General features: G+C 69.3%; 13 protein-coding genes. 11 read left to right on the forward strand and 2 right to left on the reverse strand.

The features are described 5' to 3' along the window. Positions 1-55: 55 nt before the first annotated feature. The 11 genes from BHE75_RS24290 (at position 56) to BHE75_RS21330 (ending at position 13,534) form a co-directional block, all read left to right on the forward strand. Positions 56-334, forward strand: coding sequence for a YtcA family lipoprotein (locus BHE75_RS24290; protein ID WP_070935294.1), 279 nt, complete (start codon positions 56-58; stop codon positions 332-334). A gap of 4 nt (positions 335-338) precedes the next feature. Next, complete coding sequence (gene mdtN / locus BHE75_RS21285) at positions 339-1,388, forward strand: multidrug transporter subunit MdtN (protein WP_070935296.1); 1,050 nt, start codon at positions 339-341, stop codon at positions 1,386-1,388. Then, a complete protein-coding gene (locus tag BHE75_RS21290) occupies positions 1,375-3,333 on the forward strand; it encodes an FUSC family protein (RefSeq protein WP_070935298.1) in 1,959 nt (652 codons plus the stop codon). Before mdtN ends, BHE75_RS21290 begins: the two co-directional genes overlap by 14 nt. Next, on the forward strand, positions 3,317-4,894 hold the full coding sequence (locus tag BHE75_RS21295) for a TolC family protein (protein ID WP_254684525.1): 1,578 nt from the start codon (positions 3,317-3,319) through the stop codon (positions 4,892-4,894). The genes BHE75_RS21290 and BHE75_RS21295 overlap by 17 nt, the downstream gene beginning before the upstream one ends. Further along, entirely contained in the window at positions 4,894-5,838 is a 945-nt protein-coding gene (locus BHE75_RS21300; protein WP_070935299.1) for a helix-turn-helix transcriptional regulator, read from the forward strand. The genes BHE75_RS21295 and BHE75_RS21300 overlap by 1 nt, the downstream gene beginning before the upstream one ends. A 58-nt stretch (positions 5,839-5,896) precedes the next feature. Next, entirely contained in the window at positions 5,897-7,543 is a 1,647-nt protein-coding gene (locus BHE75_RS21305) for a Na+/H+ antiporter (protein WP_070936253.1), read from the forward strand. Positions 7,544-7,740: 197 nt separating this feature from the next. Further along, on the forward strand, positions 7,741-8,862 hold the full coding sequence (locus BHE75_RS21310; protein WP_070935301.1) for an L-dopachrome tautomerase-related protein: 1,122 nt from the start codon (positions 7,741-7,743) through the stop codon (positions 8,860-8,862). A gap of 40 nt (positions 8,863-8,902) precedes the next feature. Then, positions 8,903-10,624 carry a ubiquinone-dependent pyruvate dehydrogenase gene (poxB, locus tag BHE75_RS21315; RefSeq protein ID WP_070935304.1) on the forward strand — a complete coding sequence of 574 codons (1,722 nt, stop codon included), beginning with the start codon at positions 8,903-8,905 and terminating at the stop codon, positions 10,622-10,624. Between the two features lie 11 nt (positions 10,625-10,635). Continuing rightward, entirely contained in the window at positions 10,636-11,379 is a 744-nt protein-coding gene (locus tag BHE75_RS21320) for a (Fe-S)-binding protein (protein ID WP_070935306.1), read from the forward strand. Then, positions 11,376-12,959, forward strand: a complete 1,584-nt coding sequence (locus BHE75_RS21325; protein WP_070935308.1) for a lactate utilization protein B — start codon at positions 11,376-11,378, stop codon at positions 12,957-12,959. The genes BHE75_RS21320 and BHE75_RS21325 overlap by 4 nt, the downstream gene beginning before the upstream one ends. Further along, positions 12,956-13,534: a LutC/YkgG family protein gene (locus BHE75_RS21330; RefSeq protein ID WP_070935310.1), complete on the forward strand. Its 579-nt coding sequence runs from the start codon at positions 12,956-12,958 to the stop codon at positions 13,532-13,534. Before BHE75_RS21325 ends, BHE75_RS21330 begins: the two co-directional genes overlap by 4 nt. Positions 13,535-13,550: 16 nt before the next feature. Here BHE75_RS21330 and BHE75_RS21335 read toward each other — a convergent pair whose 3' ends face one another. Next, complete coding sequence (locus BHE75_RS21335; protein WP_191225238.1) at positions 13,551-14,141, reverse strand: OmpA family protein; 591 nt, start codon at positions 14,139-14,141, stop codon at positions 13,551-13,553. Between the two features lie 296 nt (positions 14,142-14,437). After that, positions 14,438-15,301, reverse strand: an 864-nt coding sequence (locus BHE75_RS21340) for a helix-turn-helix domain-containing protein (protein WP_217494746.1), incomplete at its 5' end; no start/stop codon positions are given.

Here is a 15,301-nt window from a genome sequence, read left to right on the forward strand (position 1 = left end):
GGTGCGGGCCTGGCCCGGAACTTCGATCGGTCGGCGCGGAACGGGGGCAGGGCGCATGGGCACCAGACGGCGCTTCTTGGGCAGGGCGGCACAGCTCCTCCTCTGCCTGTTCCCCGCCGCATGCGCACCCCGCGCCGCGCCGACGCTGAGCCTGTTCGGCGCCTATTTTCCGGTCTGGATCCTTTGCGGGACGATCGGCATCGCGGCGGCGGCGGCGGCGCGCCTGCTGCTTGTCGCCGGAGGCTTTTCGAGCGCGGTTCCCGCCCAGCTCGCCTTCTGCGCCGCGATCGGGGTGATCGCGGCCTGCCTGGCGTGGCTCTGGCTTGGACAGTGATCGCATGGAAATCGCCGGACAACGCCGGAGCACGCGGGGCGGGAAGATCGCGCTGCTCGTGGTGCTGGCCATCGCCATCGGCATTCTCGCCTACAGCCTCGATCGATCGAAGCGCTATCCCTCGACCGACGATGCCACGATCGATGCGGAGGTCGTGCATGTGGCGGCGGCGGTCGGCGGCCGGATCATCCATATCCCCGTCCGCGAAAATGCCAGGGTGCGCAAGGGCGACCTGTTGTTCCAGATCGATCCCTTTCCCTACCGGGCCGCGCTGGCGCAGGCCGAGGCGAATCTGGCGCTGGCGCGGGCCGGCCTCGGCACCCAGACGCGCGTCGTCGCGACCCAGCGATCGGGCGCGATCATCGCCGCCGATCAGATCCGGCGGGCGGCCGCCAACCAGGCGCTGGCGGCGCGCACGGTCGAACGGCTGAGGCCGCTGACGGCGCAGGGCTATGTCCCGCGCCAGCAGCTCGACCAGGCCGAGGTCGCGCTGCGCGACGCCACGACGTCGCTCATCCAGGCCAGGGAGCAGCAATCGGCCGCACGGACGGCGGTCGATACCGTGGCCGGTGCGACGGCGGCCGTGCAGGCGGGGGAAGCCGCCGTCGCCCTGGCGCGCCGCGCGCTGGAGGATACGTCCGTCCGGGCGCCGCATGCCGGCCGGGTCGTCGGCCTGGCCGTCCTTTCGGGCGAGCTGGTCGTGCCATCGCAATCGCTGTTCACGCTGGTCGCCGACGACGAATGGCACGCCGTCGGCAATTTCCGGGAAGGCGCGCTCCGGCACATCGCCATCGGGGATTGCGCCACCGTCTATTCGCTGATCGATCGATCGCATCCGATCCGGGGCACGATCGACGGCATCGGCTCGGCCGTGCTCGATACCGATCGGGTCAATGTCCCGCGATCGGTGCCCTATGTGGAAAAATCGCTCAACTGGGTGCGCGTCGCGCAGCGCTTTCCCGTGCGCGTCCGGCTGTCCGGGCCCCCGGAACAGATCGTCAGGTCCGGCGCCAGCGCCGTGATCCAGGTCCGCCACGGCAATGCCTGCCGCTGAGGCATTCCCGGCGGCGAGGCCGTGGGCGGACCTGCTGCTGCGCCCTTCGCGCGAGCGGGCGGAGCTGGCGCTGCGGCTGGCGTCGATCTGCGCGCTCACCACCTTCGCGACCGAATATTACGGCACGTTCGAGCCCGCCTTGACCGCCTATATCGCCTTCTTCCTCAACAGGCCGGCGCGCACGACGAGCCTGATACTCAACGTGGCGTTCATCGTGCTGATCTCGATCATCCTGGCGATCGTCCTCCTGATCGCCACCTTCGTCGCCGATGCGCCGGCCTGGCGCGTCGTCGCCATGGTGCTGGGATCGATTTTCTTCCTGTTCCTCGCCTCGGCCAGCAAGCTGCGCCCGATCGGCGCGATCCTGGCGATGATCGTCGCCTACGGGCTCGACCTGCTGGGGTTCGTGCCGCTGGGCGAGATCGCGACGAGGGGGCTGCTCTACGCCTGGCTGTTCGTCGGGATTCCGGCCGGCGTGTCGATCGTCGTCAATCTACTGTTCGCGCCCGCGCCGCGGCAGGCGGCGGAACGGGGCATCGCCCGGCGGCTGCGCGCGGCCGCGGCCATGCTCGGCGCATCGGGGGAGCCCGCCCCGGCGGAAACCGAAGCCTTCGAACATTATCGGCAGGCAGGCGTGGCGGAGATCCTCGAGCAGATTCATCTTGCCGGGATCGAACGCACCCTGCCGGCCGAAATCGTCCCTCACTACAAGGCGGCGGCGCACGGCACGGCCGCCATCCTGCTGCTGGCGGACGCGATTCGGCAGGAGCCGGCGATCCCGGCGGCGTGGCGGCGGGATGCGGCGGCGACGCTCACCGCCATGGCCTCCGCCTTCGACCAGAGCGGCTATCCGGTCGGGATCGAGCCTCCGGCGCCGGTGGAGGCAACGGGTCCGCACGGCGACGGCCCCGCGCTCATCCGGGATTTCAACGATGTGCTCGCCCGCTTCGCCACGGTGCCGGCCGAGGCTTCGCCGCCCCCCGCACAGGCCACGCCCAAGGCCGGCTTCTTCCTGCCGGACGCCTTCACCAATCCCGGGCATCTCCATTATGCGTTCAAGACGACCGCCGCGGCGATGGTCTGCTATTTCCTCTATGTCCTGCTCGACTGGCCCGGCATCCACACCTGCCTGATCACCTGCTACATCGTCGCGCTGCCGACGGCCGCCGAAACGGTCGAGAAGCTGGGCCTGCGCATCCTGGGCTGCCTGGTCGGCGGCGCGCTGGGCATAGCCGCGATCATCTGGGTCATCCCCGCGATCGACAGCATCTGGGGCCTGCTGCTCGTGGTGTTCGCGGGCGCGTTCGCGGGGGGCTGGGCGGCGGCGGGCAGCCCGCGCATCGCTTATGCCGGCTTCCAGTTCGCCTTCGCCTTCTTCCTCTGCGTCATCCAGGGGACCGGCCCCGCCTTCGACCTGACGATCGCGCGGGACCGCATCATCGGCATCCTGATCGGCAATGTCGTCACCTATCTCGTCTTCACGCGGCTGTGGCCGGTCAGCATATCGCGGCGGATCGAGCAGGGCTTCGCCGCGCTGCTCGGGCAGCTCGCGGCGATGGCGCGGGCGCCCGTATCGGCCCGCCGCACGCAGGCGCCCGTCCTCGCGGGCCAGCTTGCCGCCCTGCGCGGCGATCTGGCGCTGGCCGGCTACGAACCCGAGGGCGTGCGGCCGCCGCCCGGCTGGTCCTCCGCGCGGCACGCGGCGCTGGCGGCGGCGGCAGAGCTGGAGCACCCCATCCTGCTCGACGGCGACGCGCGGTTCTGGGGGCGGTTCGCCGGCCGGCTGGACGCGATCGCACGGCGGGCGGCTCCGCCCGACGGACAGCCGGCCGGAAGCCCCGGGCCGGAACCGGCGGGCGCTGCCCTGCGTCCGGCCAACCGATGGCAGTCCCAGGCCGTGGAGCAGCTCCTGATGCTGGAGAAATCCCTTGTCGCCCGGCCCTAAGCCATCCCTGCTCCTCGCCCTGGCGCTTGTGCCGGGGCTCGCGGGGTGTGCGGCCAGCCGCCTCGATCACGCGCCCGATGCGCCGGACCGGCCCTGGCGCCCGGCGACGAGCGCCACCGGCGAGATTCTGCCGGGGCCGCCGGCGGATGCGACCGCACCGGACGAGGGATATGTGCTGCCGGCCAACCGGACGCTGGCGACGCTTCCCGAACCGCCACGGATCGATCCCGCCAAGACCTACGGCCTCGCCGACCTCATCGATCTGGCCGAGGCCCATAATCCCGAAACCCGGATCGCCTGGAACGCGGCGCGCGACACGGCGCTCGCCGCCGGAATCGCGCGCAGCACCTATCTGCCCCGCCTCACCGCCACCGCGCTCGGCGGCTATCAGGCGGCGCACGGCCACGGCTCCACCCCCGGCATCGGCGCGAGCGGCGACGATTCGTTCAGCGGAACCGTCTCCGCGCTATCGCTGCAATGGCTGCTGTTCGATTTCGGCCAGCGCAAGGCGATCATCGAAAGCGTCGATCAGGCGACGATCGTGGCCAATATCGGCTTCACGGCGGCGCACCAGCGGCTGATCCATGCCGTGAGCCTTGCTTTCTATGCCTATTCGGCCGCCCGGGCCCGATCGGACAACGCCACCAGATCGCTGGACGATGCGCGCGCCGTGCAGGCGGCCGCGCAGGCGCGTTTCGATCGCGGCATCGGCACGGTCATCGAAGTCGCGCAGGCGAAGCAGGCGACCGCGCAGGCCCATCTCGCCCAGGTCCAGGCGGCCGGCCTGACGCAGGACGCCTATGTCGGCCTGCTGGCCGCGATGGGGTTGCCGCCGCTCGCCCGGATCGCCATCGCCGACGCCGACGGGCGCAATCTCTCCCCGGCCCTGGCGAACGACGTGGAGAAGATCATCACCGAGGCGATCGGGCGCCGGCCCGACATCCTGGCCGCTTATTCGTCGCTCAAGGCCAGCATCGCCAACGAAAGCGCGGCCAAGGCGGAATTCCTGCCCAAATTCTTCGTCTCCGCCAACGCGGCCTATTCCACGGGCGATCTTTCGATCACCGGCGTGCCCGCGATCGGCCCCGATCAGTCGCCTACGCTCAACGTCTCGAACCGCAGGCTGGGGGCCACCATATTGGGCGGCGTCACCTTTCCCCTGTTCGACGGCGGCCGGCGCCAGGCGGCGCTGGACCAGGCGCGCACCCGCACGGACACGGCGCGCCTCGCGCTCGATCGCGCGAAGGACGATGCCGTTCGGGAAATCGTGATGGCCAACAATGCGCTCAGGACCAGCCTCGCCGCGCACGAGGCGGCGGGTGAGCTCCGTTCATCCGCGCAGACCACGTTCGATGCGATGCTGGCCGCCTATCGCAGCGGCGTCGGAAGCGCGACCGAGGTGCTGATCGCCGAGCGCCAGCTCCTCGAGGCGAGGACCGTATTGAGCGATGCCCGCAGCGCCGCCCTGTCGGCCGCCGCGAGCCTGGCGCTGGCCACGGGCGCGCTGGGCACCGCGCCCGGAAGGCCGCCGGGCAGCCTCGCCGGGCCGGGAGGGCGGTGATGACGGCGGCGGACGCGCCTTCGCCCCCGGTTTCGATCCAGACCGTGCTGGGCACGCTGCCCGATGCCCCCATTGCCACGACACGCGGCCGGGATTGGCGCGGCGTGACCCTGGACATGCATGCGGGCAGCCGGGGCTATGCCGTCGTCACCCCCGCGCACGACCATCACCTGATCTGCTATTGCCCGGCGGGCCGGGGGCGGCTTGCGCAGCAGCGCGGCGGCCTGACGCATCGGAGCGTCATCGCGAGCGGCATGTCGATCATCATGCCGGCCGGCATGGATTCCGTCTGGGAAGGCGACGCCCCCGCCTCGGCGCGGATCAGGATGCCGCCGCCGCTGATCGTCGAGGCGGCGGAGCAGATCGGGCGCCGCGCGGCCGGCCGGTTCGAGATCCGCAACAGGTTCGAGGCGCGGGACCCGATGATCGCGCGCATCGCCCACGTCCTGATGAGCGAGCTGGAAAGGGCACCGCATCCGGCCCAGGCATTGATCGCGGAATCGATGTCGTGCGCGCTCGCGGCCCACATGCTGCGCAACCATAATGGCCATGACGCGGCACCCTGCCATGAGGGCGCGCCGCTCGGCACAATCGAGCTCGCCAGGATCACCGCCTATGTCGAGGAGAATCTCGATCGCCCGATCGGCCTGGCCGAGCTTGCCGCGATCGTGAACGTCAGCCGTTTCCATTTCTCGCGCCTGTTCAAGCAGAGCACCGGCGGCACGGCGATAAGGTTCGTGGAGCAATGCCGTATCCGCCGCGCCCAATTGCTCATCGCCGACAGCGACATGCCGCTGTCGGAAGTCGCGCTGATGGCCGGCTTCGCGGACCAGAGCCACTTCACACGGCGCTTCCACCGCCATGTCGGCCGCACCCCGTCGGCCTATGCGCGCGATCGAGGCCGGCGGCGGACGGCGCGATCCGTGCGCGACGGACGGCCATAGGCCGGGCGGGGCCAGGCATGGCGAGCACCGACCCGCTCCGGCCCCCCGCGCGGCGGCGATGACAGCCATCACCATCACCCTCGTCCTGCTCGCCTCGGTCGTCGCGAGCAGCATCGTCGCGCGGCTGATGGCGCGGCGGCTGCCGCTGCCCCTGCCCTTCGTGCAGATCGCGCTGGGCGGCCTGCTGGCCTCGCTGTTCGACGTCCATATCGGGTTCGAGCCGGAGGTCTTCCTGCTCCTGTTCATCGCGCCGCTGCTCTATCTGGACGGCTGGCGCATCCCGAGCGAAGGCCTGCTCGGCGACAAATGGACGATCTGCGCCCTGGCGTTCGGCCTCGTCCTGTTCACGGTGGCGGGCGCGGGATACTTCATCCACTGGATCATCCCGGCGGTGCCGCTGACGGTGGCGTTCGCCCTCGCCGCCGTCCTTTCGCCCACCGATGCGGTCGCCTTGTCGGCCATCGCCGCCCGGACGCCGATTCCCCGGCGCCTGCTCCACATCCTCGAGGGCGAGGCGCTGCTCAACGATGCCTCGGGGCTCGTCTGCATGCGCTTCGCGGTGGTGGCGACCCTCACCGGCACATTCTCTTTCGTCGATGCGTCCGCCACCTTCCTGTGGCTGGCATGCGCCGGGGCGGCGGCGGGGGTGGCGGTCGCCGTCCTGGCGAACGCCGGCAAGGACTGGATCTCGCGGCGTTACGGCGAGGAGCCGGGCTCCCAGATCCTGATCAGCCTCCTGATCCCCTTCACGGCCTATCTCCTCGCGACGCAGATCTCCGCATCCGGCATCCTCGCTGCCGTCGCCGCGGGCATCGCCATGAATTACGAGGAGAGGACCGGCAACGCGCTGCCCGTCACGCGCATCCGCCGCGCCGCCGTCTGGGATGCCATCCAGTTCGCCGCCAACGGGGCGATCTTCGTGCTGCTGGGATATCAGCTTCCGGCGATCGTCGAGGGCGCGGAGCATGTCGTCCGCGAGGCCGGGCACCAGGGCGGGCTGTGGCTTCCCGTTTATGTCCTGGCGATCAACACGGTGCTGCTGTTGCTGCGCGCGATCTGGGTGTGGATCACCCTGCGCCTGTTCCTGTTCGGGCCGGCCCGCGCGGAGCGGAAGGCCCGCAAGCCCGGCTGGCGCCTGACCATGATCACCGCGCTGGCCGGCGTGCGTGGCGCGCTGACGCTTTCGGGCATCATGACGCTGCCGCTGGCCCTGGCGGACGGCACGCCCTTTCCCGCGCGCGACCTGGCGATCTTCCTCGCGGCCGGGGTGATCATCGCCTCGCTGATCGTCGCGAATCTCGGCCTGCCGGCGCTGCTGAGGGGGCTTGAGCTGCCCCCCGACATATCACGCCACCGCGAGGAGGATGCGGCGCGGGTTGCCGCGGCGCAGGCGGCCATCGACGCGATCGAACGCAGCCTGCGCGCGCCGCCCGCCACCCAGATGGAGGCCGACCTCCAGATGCAGGCCGGCGCGCGCCTTATCGAGCAATATCGCCGGCGAATCGACGCGCGATCGCCAAATGAAGCGGATCCGGATTTTGCGCGGCGATCCGACGAGATCGAACGCAGGCTCCGCCTGATCGGGCTGGCGGCCGAACGCAACGAATATTACCGGTTCGCCCGGAACGGCAAGCTCCACGGCGATCTCACCAACCTTCTCGTGCGGGAGATCGACCTCCTCGAATCCCGCTTCACCCGGAACTAGCGCCCCTCCCTCCCGTGGTCGCGGCGCCCGGATCGGCGGTGCGAGCAATATCGGTCCATTCTTGTAACGGCACTTCAATACGGCGGCGGACTGGACTGGCATTCACCCCGCAGGCCCTACCTACAAGCTCGATTGAACCTCGACAGCCGCATGCCGGGGCGCGGTCCGCGCGCCCGGGAAACCAGATGGAGGCAGGAATGAGACGAGGGGGAAGCCTGTCGAGAAAGCGGTTGGCGATCGCGGTCGCGCTGCTCTGCATCCTGTGCGCCACCGCCCTGATCGCCCGGCCGAAATGGGCCAGGGCAGGCGACCCGCGGCTGGAGCGCGCGGCGGCGAGCGACACGATGGTGTGGAACGGCGTGGCCGTCTGGAAAGGCAGGGTCTTCGTCTCCGGGCCGCGCTGGACGGGATCGAAAGGCCCCGCCGTCGGCACGATCGACGGCGATCGGGTGGCGCCGTTCCCCGATGCGGCGTGGAACGGCTGGTGGCCGGGCGACGATCCGGCACGCGCCTTCGTCAATGTGAACGCCATCCATCTCGACGATGGTGGCGGGCTCTGGGTGGTCGATACCGGCACGCCCGACTTTGGCGGCGATCCCCTGCCGGGCGGCGCCAAGCTGGTGAGGATCGATCTGGCCGGCGGCCGCGTCTCGCGCATCTATCCGGCCGGCCCCGCCATCGCGCTGCCGGGAAGCTATATCGACGATATCCGCATCAACGGGGGCCATGCCTATCTGACCGATGCCGGCAGGCCGGGGCTTATCGTGCTCGATATCGCCAGCGGTGCGATGCGCCGGGTGCTGGACGGCCACCCTTCCGTCACCGCGTCCGAGGATCGGGACATCCTATTGTCGGGCCGGGTGCTCAAGGGCCGGGACGGGCGGCCGGTGCGCGTCCATTCCGATCCCATGGAGATCAGCCCGGACGGCCGATGGTTCCATTATGCGCCGCTGGAAGGGCCGTGGTCGCGGATCGAGACGCGCTTCCTCGACGATCCCTCCCTTTCGGAGACCGAGCTTGCGAGCCATGTCGAACCCTGGGCGGATATCCCGCCCGTCGGCGGGACGGCGATGGACAAAGACGGCAGCCTCTATTTCACGGATCTTGCCGCCAACGCCCTGCGCCGCCGCGCACCCGACGGGACCATCGACACGATCGTCAGCGACGATCGCCTCCACTGGGCGGACGCGCCGTTCATCGATGCCGACCGGCGGATCTGGCTGCCCGTGCCACAGATCGATCGATCTGATATTTTCTCGAACGCCGATGGGCCGCGCCAATGGCCGGTCGGCCTCTACCGCCTGAAGCTTCGGGATTAGGTTATCGGCGACGGCGCCGACGCAACGGAGAGGAACGGCCATGGCCCTGTCGATCGCGGAACTCCTCGTGCGCACCCTGGCCGATGCCGGCGTCAGGCGGATCTGGGGCGTGACGGGCGACAGCCTCAACGCCGTGAACTGGCAATTGCACAAGGACGGCCGGATCGCCTTCATGCATGTGCGGCACGAGGAAGCCGGCGCCTTCGCGGCCGGCGCCGAGGCGGCGGCGACCGGGCAGCTCGCGGTGTGCGCGGGAAGCTGCGGCCCGGGCAATCTCCACCTCATAAACGGCCTGTTCGATTGCCAGCGCAACCATGTTCCGGTGCTCGCCATCGCCAGCCACATCCCGTCGAGCGAGATCGGCCTCGATTATTTCCAGGAAACCCACCCCACCGAATTGTTCCGGGAATGCAGCCATTTCTGCGAGATGGTGACGAACCCGCGGCAGATGCCCGCGCTCCTCCATCGCGCGATGCGCACGGCGATCGGGCGGAACGGGGTGGCGGTGCTGGTGCTGCCGGGCGACGTTTCCCTGCTGGAGGTGCAGGGCGGCGTCCCGGCCTTCGCGCCGCCATCCCCTTCGCTGTCGGCGCCGTCGCCGAAGGACGTGGCCGATGCGACGGCGATCCTCGCCGGGGCGAGGCGGGTCACGATCCTGGCGGGATCGGGCTGCGCCGACGCCCATGACGAGGTGGTGGCGTTGGCCGACCGGCTGGCCGCGCCCGTCGTCCATGCCTTTCGCGGCAAGGAGCATGTCGAATGGGACAATCCCTTCGATGTCGGCATGACCGGGCTGATCGGCTTTTCCTCGGGCTATCACGCGCTTCGGGAATGCGATGCGCTGCTGATGCTCGGCACCGATTTCCCCTATCGCAATTTCTATCCCACGGGCGCGAAGGTCATCCAGGTCGATCGGGATCCGGCCGCGCTCGGCCGGCGCGTGCCGCTCGACCTGGCCGTCGTCGCCGATGCGGGCGCGTTCGCCGCCGCGCTCACGGCCTCCATGGCGGAGGGCCGCGACCGGGCTTTCCTCGACAAGGCGCGCCGGCATTATGCCACCGCGCGCAAGGGCCTGGACGACCTCGCCCGCCCGCGCGAGCCGGGCAAGCCGCTCCATCCGCAATTCGTGGCGGCGACGCTGGACAGGGTTGCGGCGGAGGACGCGATCTTCACCGCCGATGTCGGCACGCCCGTCATCTGGGCGGCGCGCTATCTCCACATGAACGGGCGACGGCGGCTGCTCGGGTCGTTCAACCATGGCTCGATGGCGAATGCCCTGCCGCAGGCGCTCGGCGCACAGGCGGCCTTTCCCGGCCGGCAGGTCGTCTCGCTCTCCGGCGACGGCGGGCTCGCCATGCTGATGGGCGAGCTGCTGACGGCCGTGCAGCTCAAGCTGCCGGTGAAGATCGTCGTCATCGACAACGGCACGCTGGGCTTCGTGGAGATGGAGATGAAGGCATCGGGCCATCCGGGCACCAATGTCGCGCTGGAGAATCCCGATTTCGCCGAGGTGGCGCGGGCGATCGGCTTCAAGGGAATCCGCGTGGAGGATTCGGCGATGCTGGAACCGGCCTTGCGCGATGCCTTCGCCCATGACGGCCCGGCGCTGGTCGACGTCGTGACCGCGCGGCACGAACTGTCCGTCCCGCCCCGGATCGAGGCCGCGCAGGCCAAGGGCTTCAGCCTCTACATGCTGCGCGCCATCCTTTCGGGCCGGGGCGACGAGGTGGTCGAGCTGGCGACCGGCAACCTGTTCCATTGAGGAGCCGGCCGATGCGCGTCGCCTTGTTCATCCCTTGCTACATGGATGCCTTCGAGCCCGAGGTCGGCATCGCCACGCTCAACCTGCTGCGGCGGTTCGGCATCGATCCCGATTATCCCTTCGACCAGACCTGCTGCGGCCAGCCGATGGTCAATTCGGGTTGCCATGCGGAGGCGAAGGCGACGGAGGAGCTGTTCGTGCGCAACTTCGCGGGCTTCGACCATATTGTCGTCCCATCGGGAAGCTGCACGCACCAGATACGCTGCCACATGACGGCGATCGAGCAGACCGAGGAGGTGCGGCAGGTGCGCGAGCGGACCCGCGATCTCGTCGAGTTCCTGCACGACATCCTCGAGGTCGACGGCTTTCCCTGGGCCGAATTCCCCCACAAGGTGAGCTATCACAACAACTGCAACGCCCTGCGCGGCATCTATCACGGCAGCATGTCCGAACGGCGCGAGCCCGCCTGGTCCAAGCCGCTCGACCTGCTGCGCCTGGTGAAGGGCATCGAGCTGGTCGAAAAGGCGCGGCCCGACGAATGCTGCGGCTTCGGCGGCACGTTCAGCGTGTTCGAGCCCGCCGTCTCCGTGAAGATGGGCCAGGACAAGGTGCGCGACCATATGGCGGCCGGCGCCGACTATGTCGTCTCCGCCGACAGTTCCTGCATGCTGCACCAGAAGGGCTGCGCCGACCGGCTGGGGCTTCCCCTGAAGTTCCGCCACATCGCCCAGGTGCTGAACGGAGACCGGGCATGACCGAAGATGAACCCCGGCGCGCGGCGGACGGGTTGCCGGCGCTGCTCCATGAGGAGCTGCGCGCGGCCGATGACGGCGGCGCGCGAAGCCCGGCGGGCGAACGGCTGACCCATGGCGAGGCGACCTCGCGGCCGCTCCGCCCGCCCGAGCCGGAGGCACAGCCCCGTGGCGCCAGGCTGCGCGGCAACCGGCCTGTCGATCATAATGAGGCCGCGCAGCGCTTCATCGATGCGCCCCGCCACGAAAAGATGCATGACGAGCGCCTGTGGGACCTGCGCCAGAAACGCGACCGCCAGATGCGCGCCATTCCCGAATGGGAGGAGCTGCGCACCCTCGCCTCGGCGATCAAGCAGCACGCGCTCACCCATCTCGACGCCTATCTGGAGGAGTTCGAGGCGCGGGCGCTGGCCAACGGCATCCACGTCCATTGGGCGCGCGACGGCGCCGAGCATAATCGGATCGTCCATTCGATCCTGGCCGACCATGGCGCGAAACGGCTCATCAAGTCCAAATCGATGCTGACCGAAGAGACCGGCATGCGCCATTATCTGGCGGGCATGGGGATCGAGCTGGTCGAAACCGATCTCGGCGAACGCATCCAGCAGCTCGACGATGACGAGGCGCCGAGCCACATCGTCGTGCCCGCCGTGCACAAGCTGCGATCCGACGTGGCGGAGGTGTTCGCCCGGACGATCGGCACCGATCCCCGGAACGACGATGTCCATTATCTGGCCGAGCAGCAGCGCGAAAAGACGCGCCCGCTGATCCTGGACGCGGACGCCGGGCTGACCGGCGCCAATTTCGCGGTGGCGGAAACCGGCAGCTTCGTGGTCTGCACCAACGAAGGCAATGCGGACCTGTCGGCCAATGTCCCCCCGCTCCACATCGCATCGATCGGGATCGAGAAGCTGATCCCGCGCATCGCCGATCTGGGCGTGTTCATCCGTCTGCTCTCGCGATCCGCCCTGGGATCGCCGATCACGCAATATACCTCGCATTTCCGGGGGCCGCGCGAGGGCGGGGAGATGCATATCGTGCTGGTCGACAACGGCCGTTCGGCGCGGCTGGGGGAGCCGGAATTCTGGCAGAGCCTCAAATGCATCCGCTGCGGCGCGTGCATGAACAGCTGCCCGGTCTATCGGCGGTCCGGCGGCCTTTCCTACGGGGCGACCTATTCCGGCCCGATCGGCCTCATCCTCGATCCGACCTTCGACCGGCGGCGCTATTCGACGCTGCCCTTCGCCTCGACGCTCAACGGCTCCTGCACCAATGTCTGCCCGGTGAAGATCAACATTCACGAGCAGATCTTCGCATGGCGCCGCACGCTGGCCGAAAGCCACGACATCGGCCAGGGCAAGCAGGCCCTGATGAAGGCGGCCGGGGCGATCCTTTCCCGCCCGAAGCTCTATCGCGCCGCCATCGCGGCCGCCGACAGCGCCCTGAGGATCCTGCCCGGCTTCGCCATCGCCAATCCGCTCAACCGCTGGACGGCGCGCGGGCGGGACATGCCGAAGCCGCCCCGGGAAACCTTCCATCAATGGTATGAACGGACGAACGGCGGATGGGAGGAGGGGGAATGAGCGCGCGCGATACGATTCTGGCCGCCGTGCGCGCGAACCGGCCCGAGGGCGATCATCCCCTGCCCGATCTTCCCCGCTTCCCGCTGGAAGGCGGCGAGGATCTCATCGGGCTGTTCCTGAGGAATCTCGAAAGCATGGGCGGACGGGGCCAGCGGGACGGCACGGTCTCCGCCCTGCTGCAGGCGCGCTTTCCCGATGCACGGATCATCGCCTCGGCGGTGCCGGAATATGACGGCAATCGCGATCTTGGGGCCGTGGCCCGTCCGCGCGACCTCGCCGATGTCGACGTCGCGATCGTGAGGGCGAGCTTCGGCGTGGCGGAAACCGGATCGGTCCTGCTGACGGATCGGGCGCTCCGCAACAATGCCGTCGCCTATCTCGCCCAGCATCTGATCGTCCTGCTCGATCCCGTCCGCATCCTGCCCACCCTGCAGGACGCCTATCTCCACCCCGATCTCCGCGACCATGCCTATGCCAGCTTCCATACCGGCCCGTCCGCGACCGCCGATATCGAAGGCATATTGATCCACGGCGCGCAGGGCGTGCGCTCGCTCACCGTCCTGCTGACGTTCTAAGCGGGGCCGGGCCGTCTCATCGATCGGCGGCGGCCCGGCGGACGAGGACGAGGCTGACCCTGTCGTCGGTGGCGCCGCCAGCGCGCAGGGGGCTGTCGGGCGGCAATGGCTGGGAGGAGCCGACTCCCTTTGCCGATAACCTGTCCTCACCGATCCCTTCCTTGCGGAGCCGATCGACGACAAATCGCGCCCGCGCCTCCGACAGCGCGATATCGGCGCGCTCGTCCCCGGATGCCCGGGCATGGCCCAGGATCTGGACGTCGACGTCGGGATAGGCCTTGAGCATCATCACCAGCCGCGGGAGACGGCCACTATCCTCGACCGTCGGGTTGGTCGAGCCGGGGAGGAATTCCTTCCCGCCCAGCTCGAACGGCATGGCCTTGCCGTCGTTCATCGCCAGCCATTCGATCAGCTGCCGCCCCACGGTTCCCTTCTGCGCGACCAGGGTCGCGCCATTGGGCAGGCCGACGATGACGTCGGCGGCAGCGGCGTTGAGAGGCGCCTCCTCGGGCACCGGATTGTCCGACCGGGCGTCGCAGGAGCGGAGGGCGAGCGCCCCCGCCGCGACCAGCAGGAGGAAGAGGGACAAGAAAATCAGCCTGACCATGCCCATCTCCGCCGTTGTGCGCTTCGCCTGCCGGACAGGCGGGTGCCCATCTTCCGCCGGACGCATGATATCGCCAATCGCCCGGGATAGGAATTGGCTCTCCGCCGGCGCTCGGGCCGATCGGAAAGCGGCCACGCCTCGCCGCTATCGTCGCCTCCGCGCGCGCTGCTGGAACAGGTTAAAGGGCAGACCGCCGGGAATCTTGCATCCGGTTGCGCATCCTGGCCGCCGATTGGCGCGGATGTCCGCTTCGGGGCGCCGTCGCCGGCGCCGGCGGGAACCGGACCGCACCGGCTCTAGCGGGTGCCGTCCGAACGGCGTCCGGTCCGGCGGCGCCCCCGCTCGCGCGCATAGGCCGCGGGCGTCGAGCCGATATGGCGATGGAAGCGGCGGGTGAAATGGCTCTGGTCGGCAAAGCCCGTCATCAGCGCGATCTCGGAAAGCGGGAGATCGGTCTCCGCGATCAGCGCCCGGGCGCGCCGCAGCCGGCATTGCTCGACGAAGCTGATCGCCGTCTGGCCCGTGCTGCGCTTGAACAGCCGGGCGAAATGGAACCGGCTGACGTTCACGATCTCCGCCAGCTCGGCCAGCCCGATCGTGCGGTCGATATTGTCCTCGATATAGGCGATCAGCCGCGAAAGCTCGACGCGGCCCAGCGAGCGTTCGTCGCGCGGCTCGGCCAGCTCGAAGACATTGTAGAGGCGCAGCAGATGCGCGGCCAGGGCGGTGGATACGCCATCGACGATAAGCGCCTGGGTGGGGTGCGGCTTCAGGTCCATCTCCGCCAGCAGGATCAGCGCCAGCCGTTCGATGGCGGTGTCGCGGACTTCGAAGACGTTGCGGATTTCCACCTGGGCCATGCTGCGCCGGCCGACCTGCTCGGCCGCCATGTCGACGAGCGATGCGGGCACTCGCAGCCGTGCGGAAGCGGCCGAGTCCCCATCCCAGGACGAATCATAGCCCGCCGGGAGAATGAGCGAGACGCCTGCCGAGATCATGCTTTCATGGACGATGCCGGCCCTTCCCTGGACGAGCCTGGCATTGCCGGCGGGGCAATAGGAGATCATGTGATGGTCGAGTCCGGGAAAGCTTTCGGCGCAGTTCAGGCGGGGCCGATGGAGGTCCACGGTCACGCCGCTCCATCCGCGCTCGCGCGTGGT

Source organism: Edaphosphingomonas haloaromaticamans (assembly GCF_001853345.1).
Taxonomy (GTDB): Bacteria; Pseudomonadota; Alphaproteobacteria; order Sphingomonadales; family Sphingomonadaceae; genus Sphingomonas_E; species Sphingomonas_E fennica.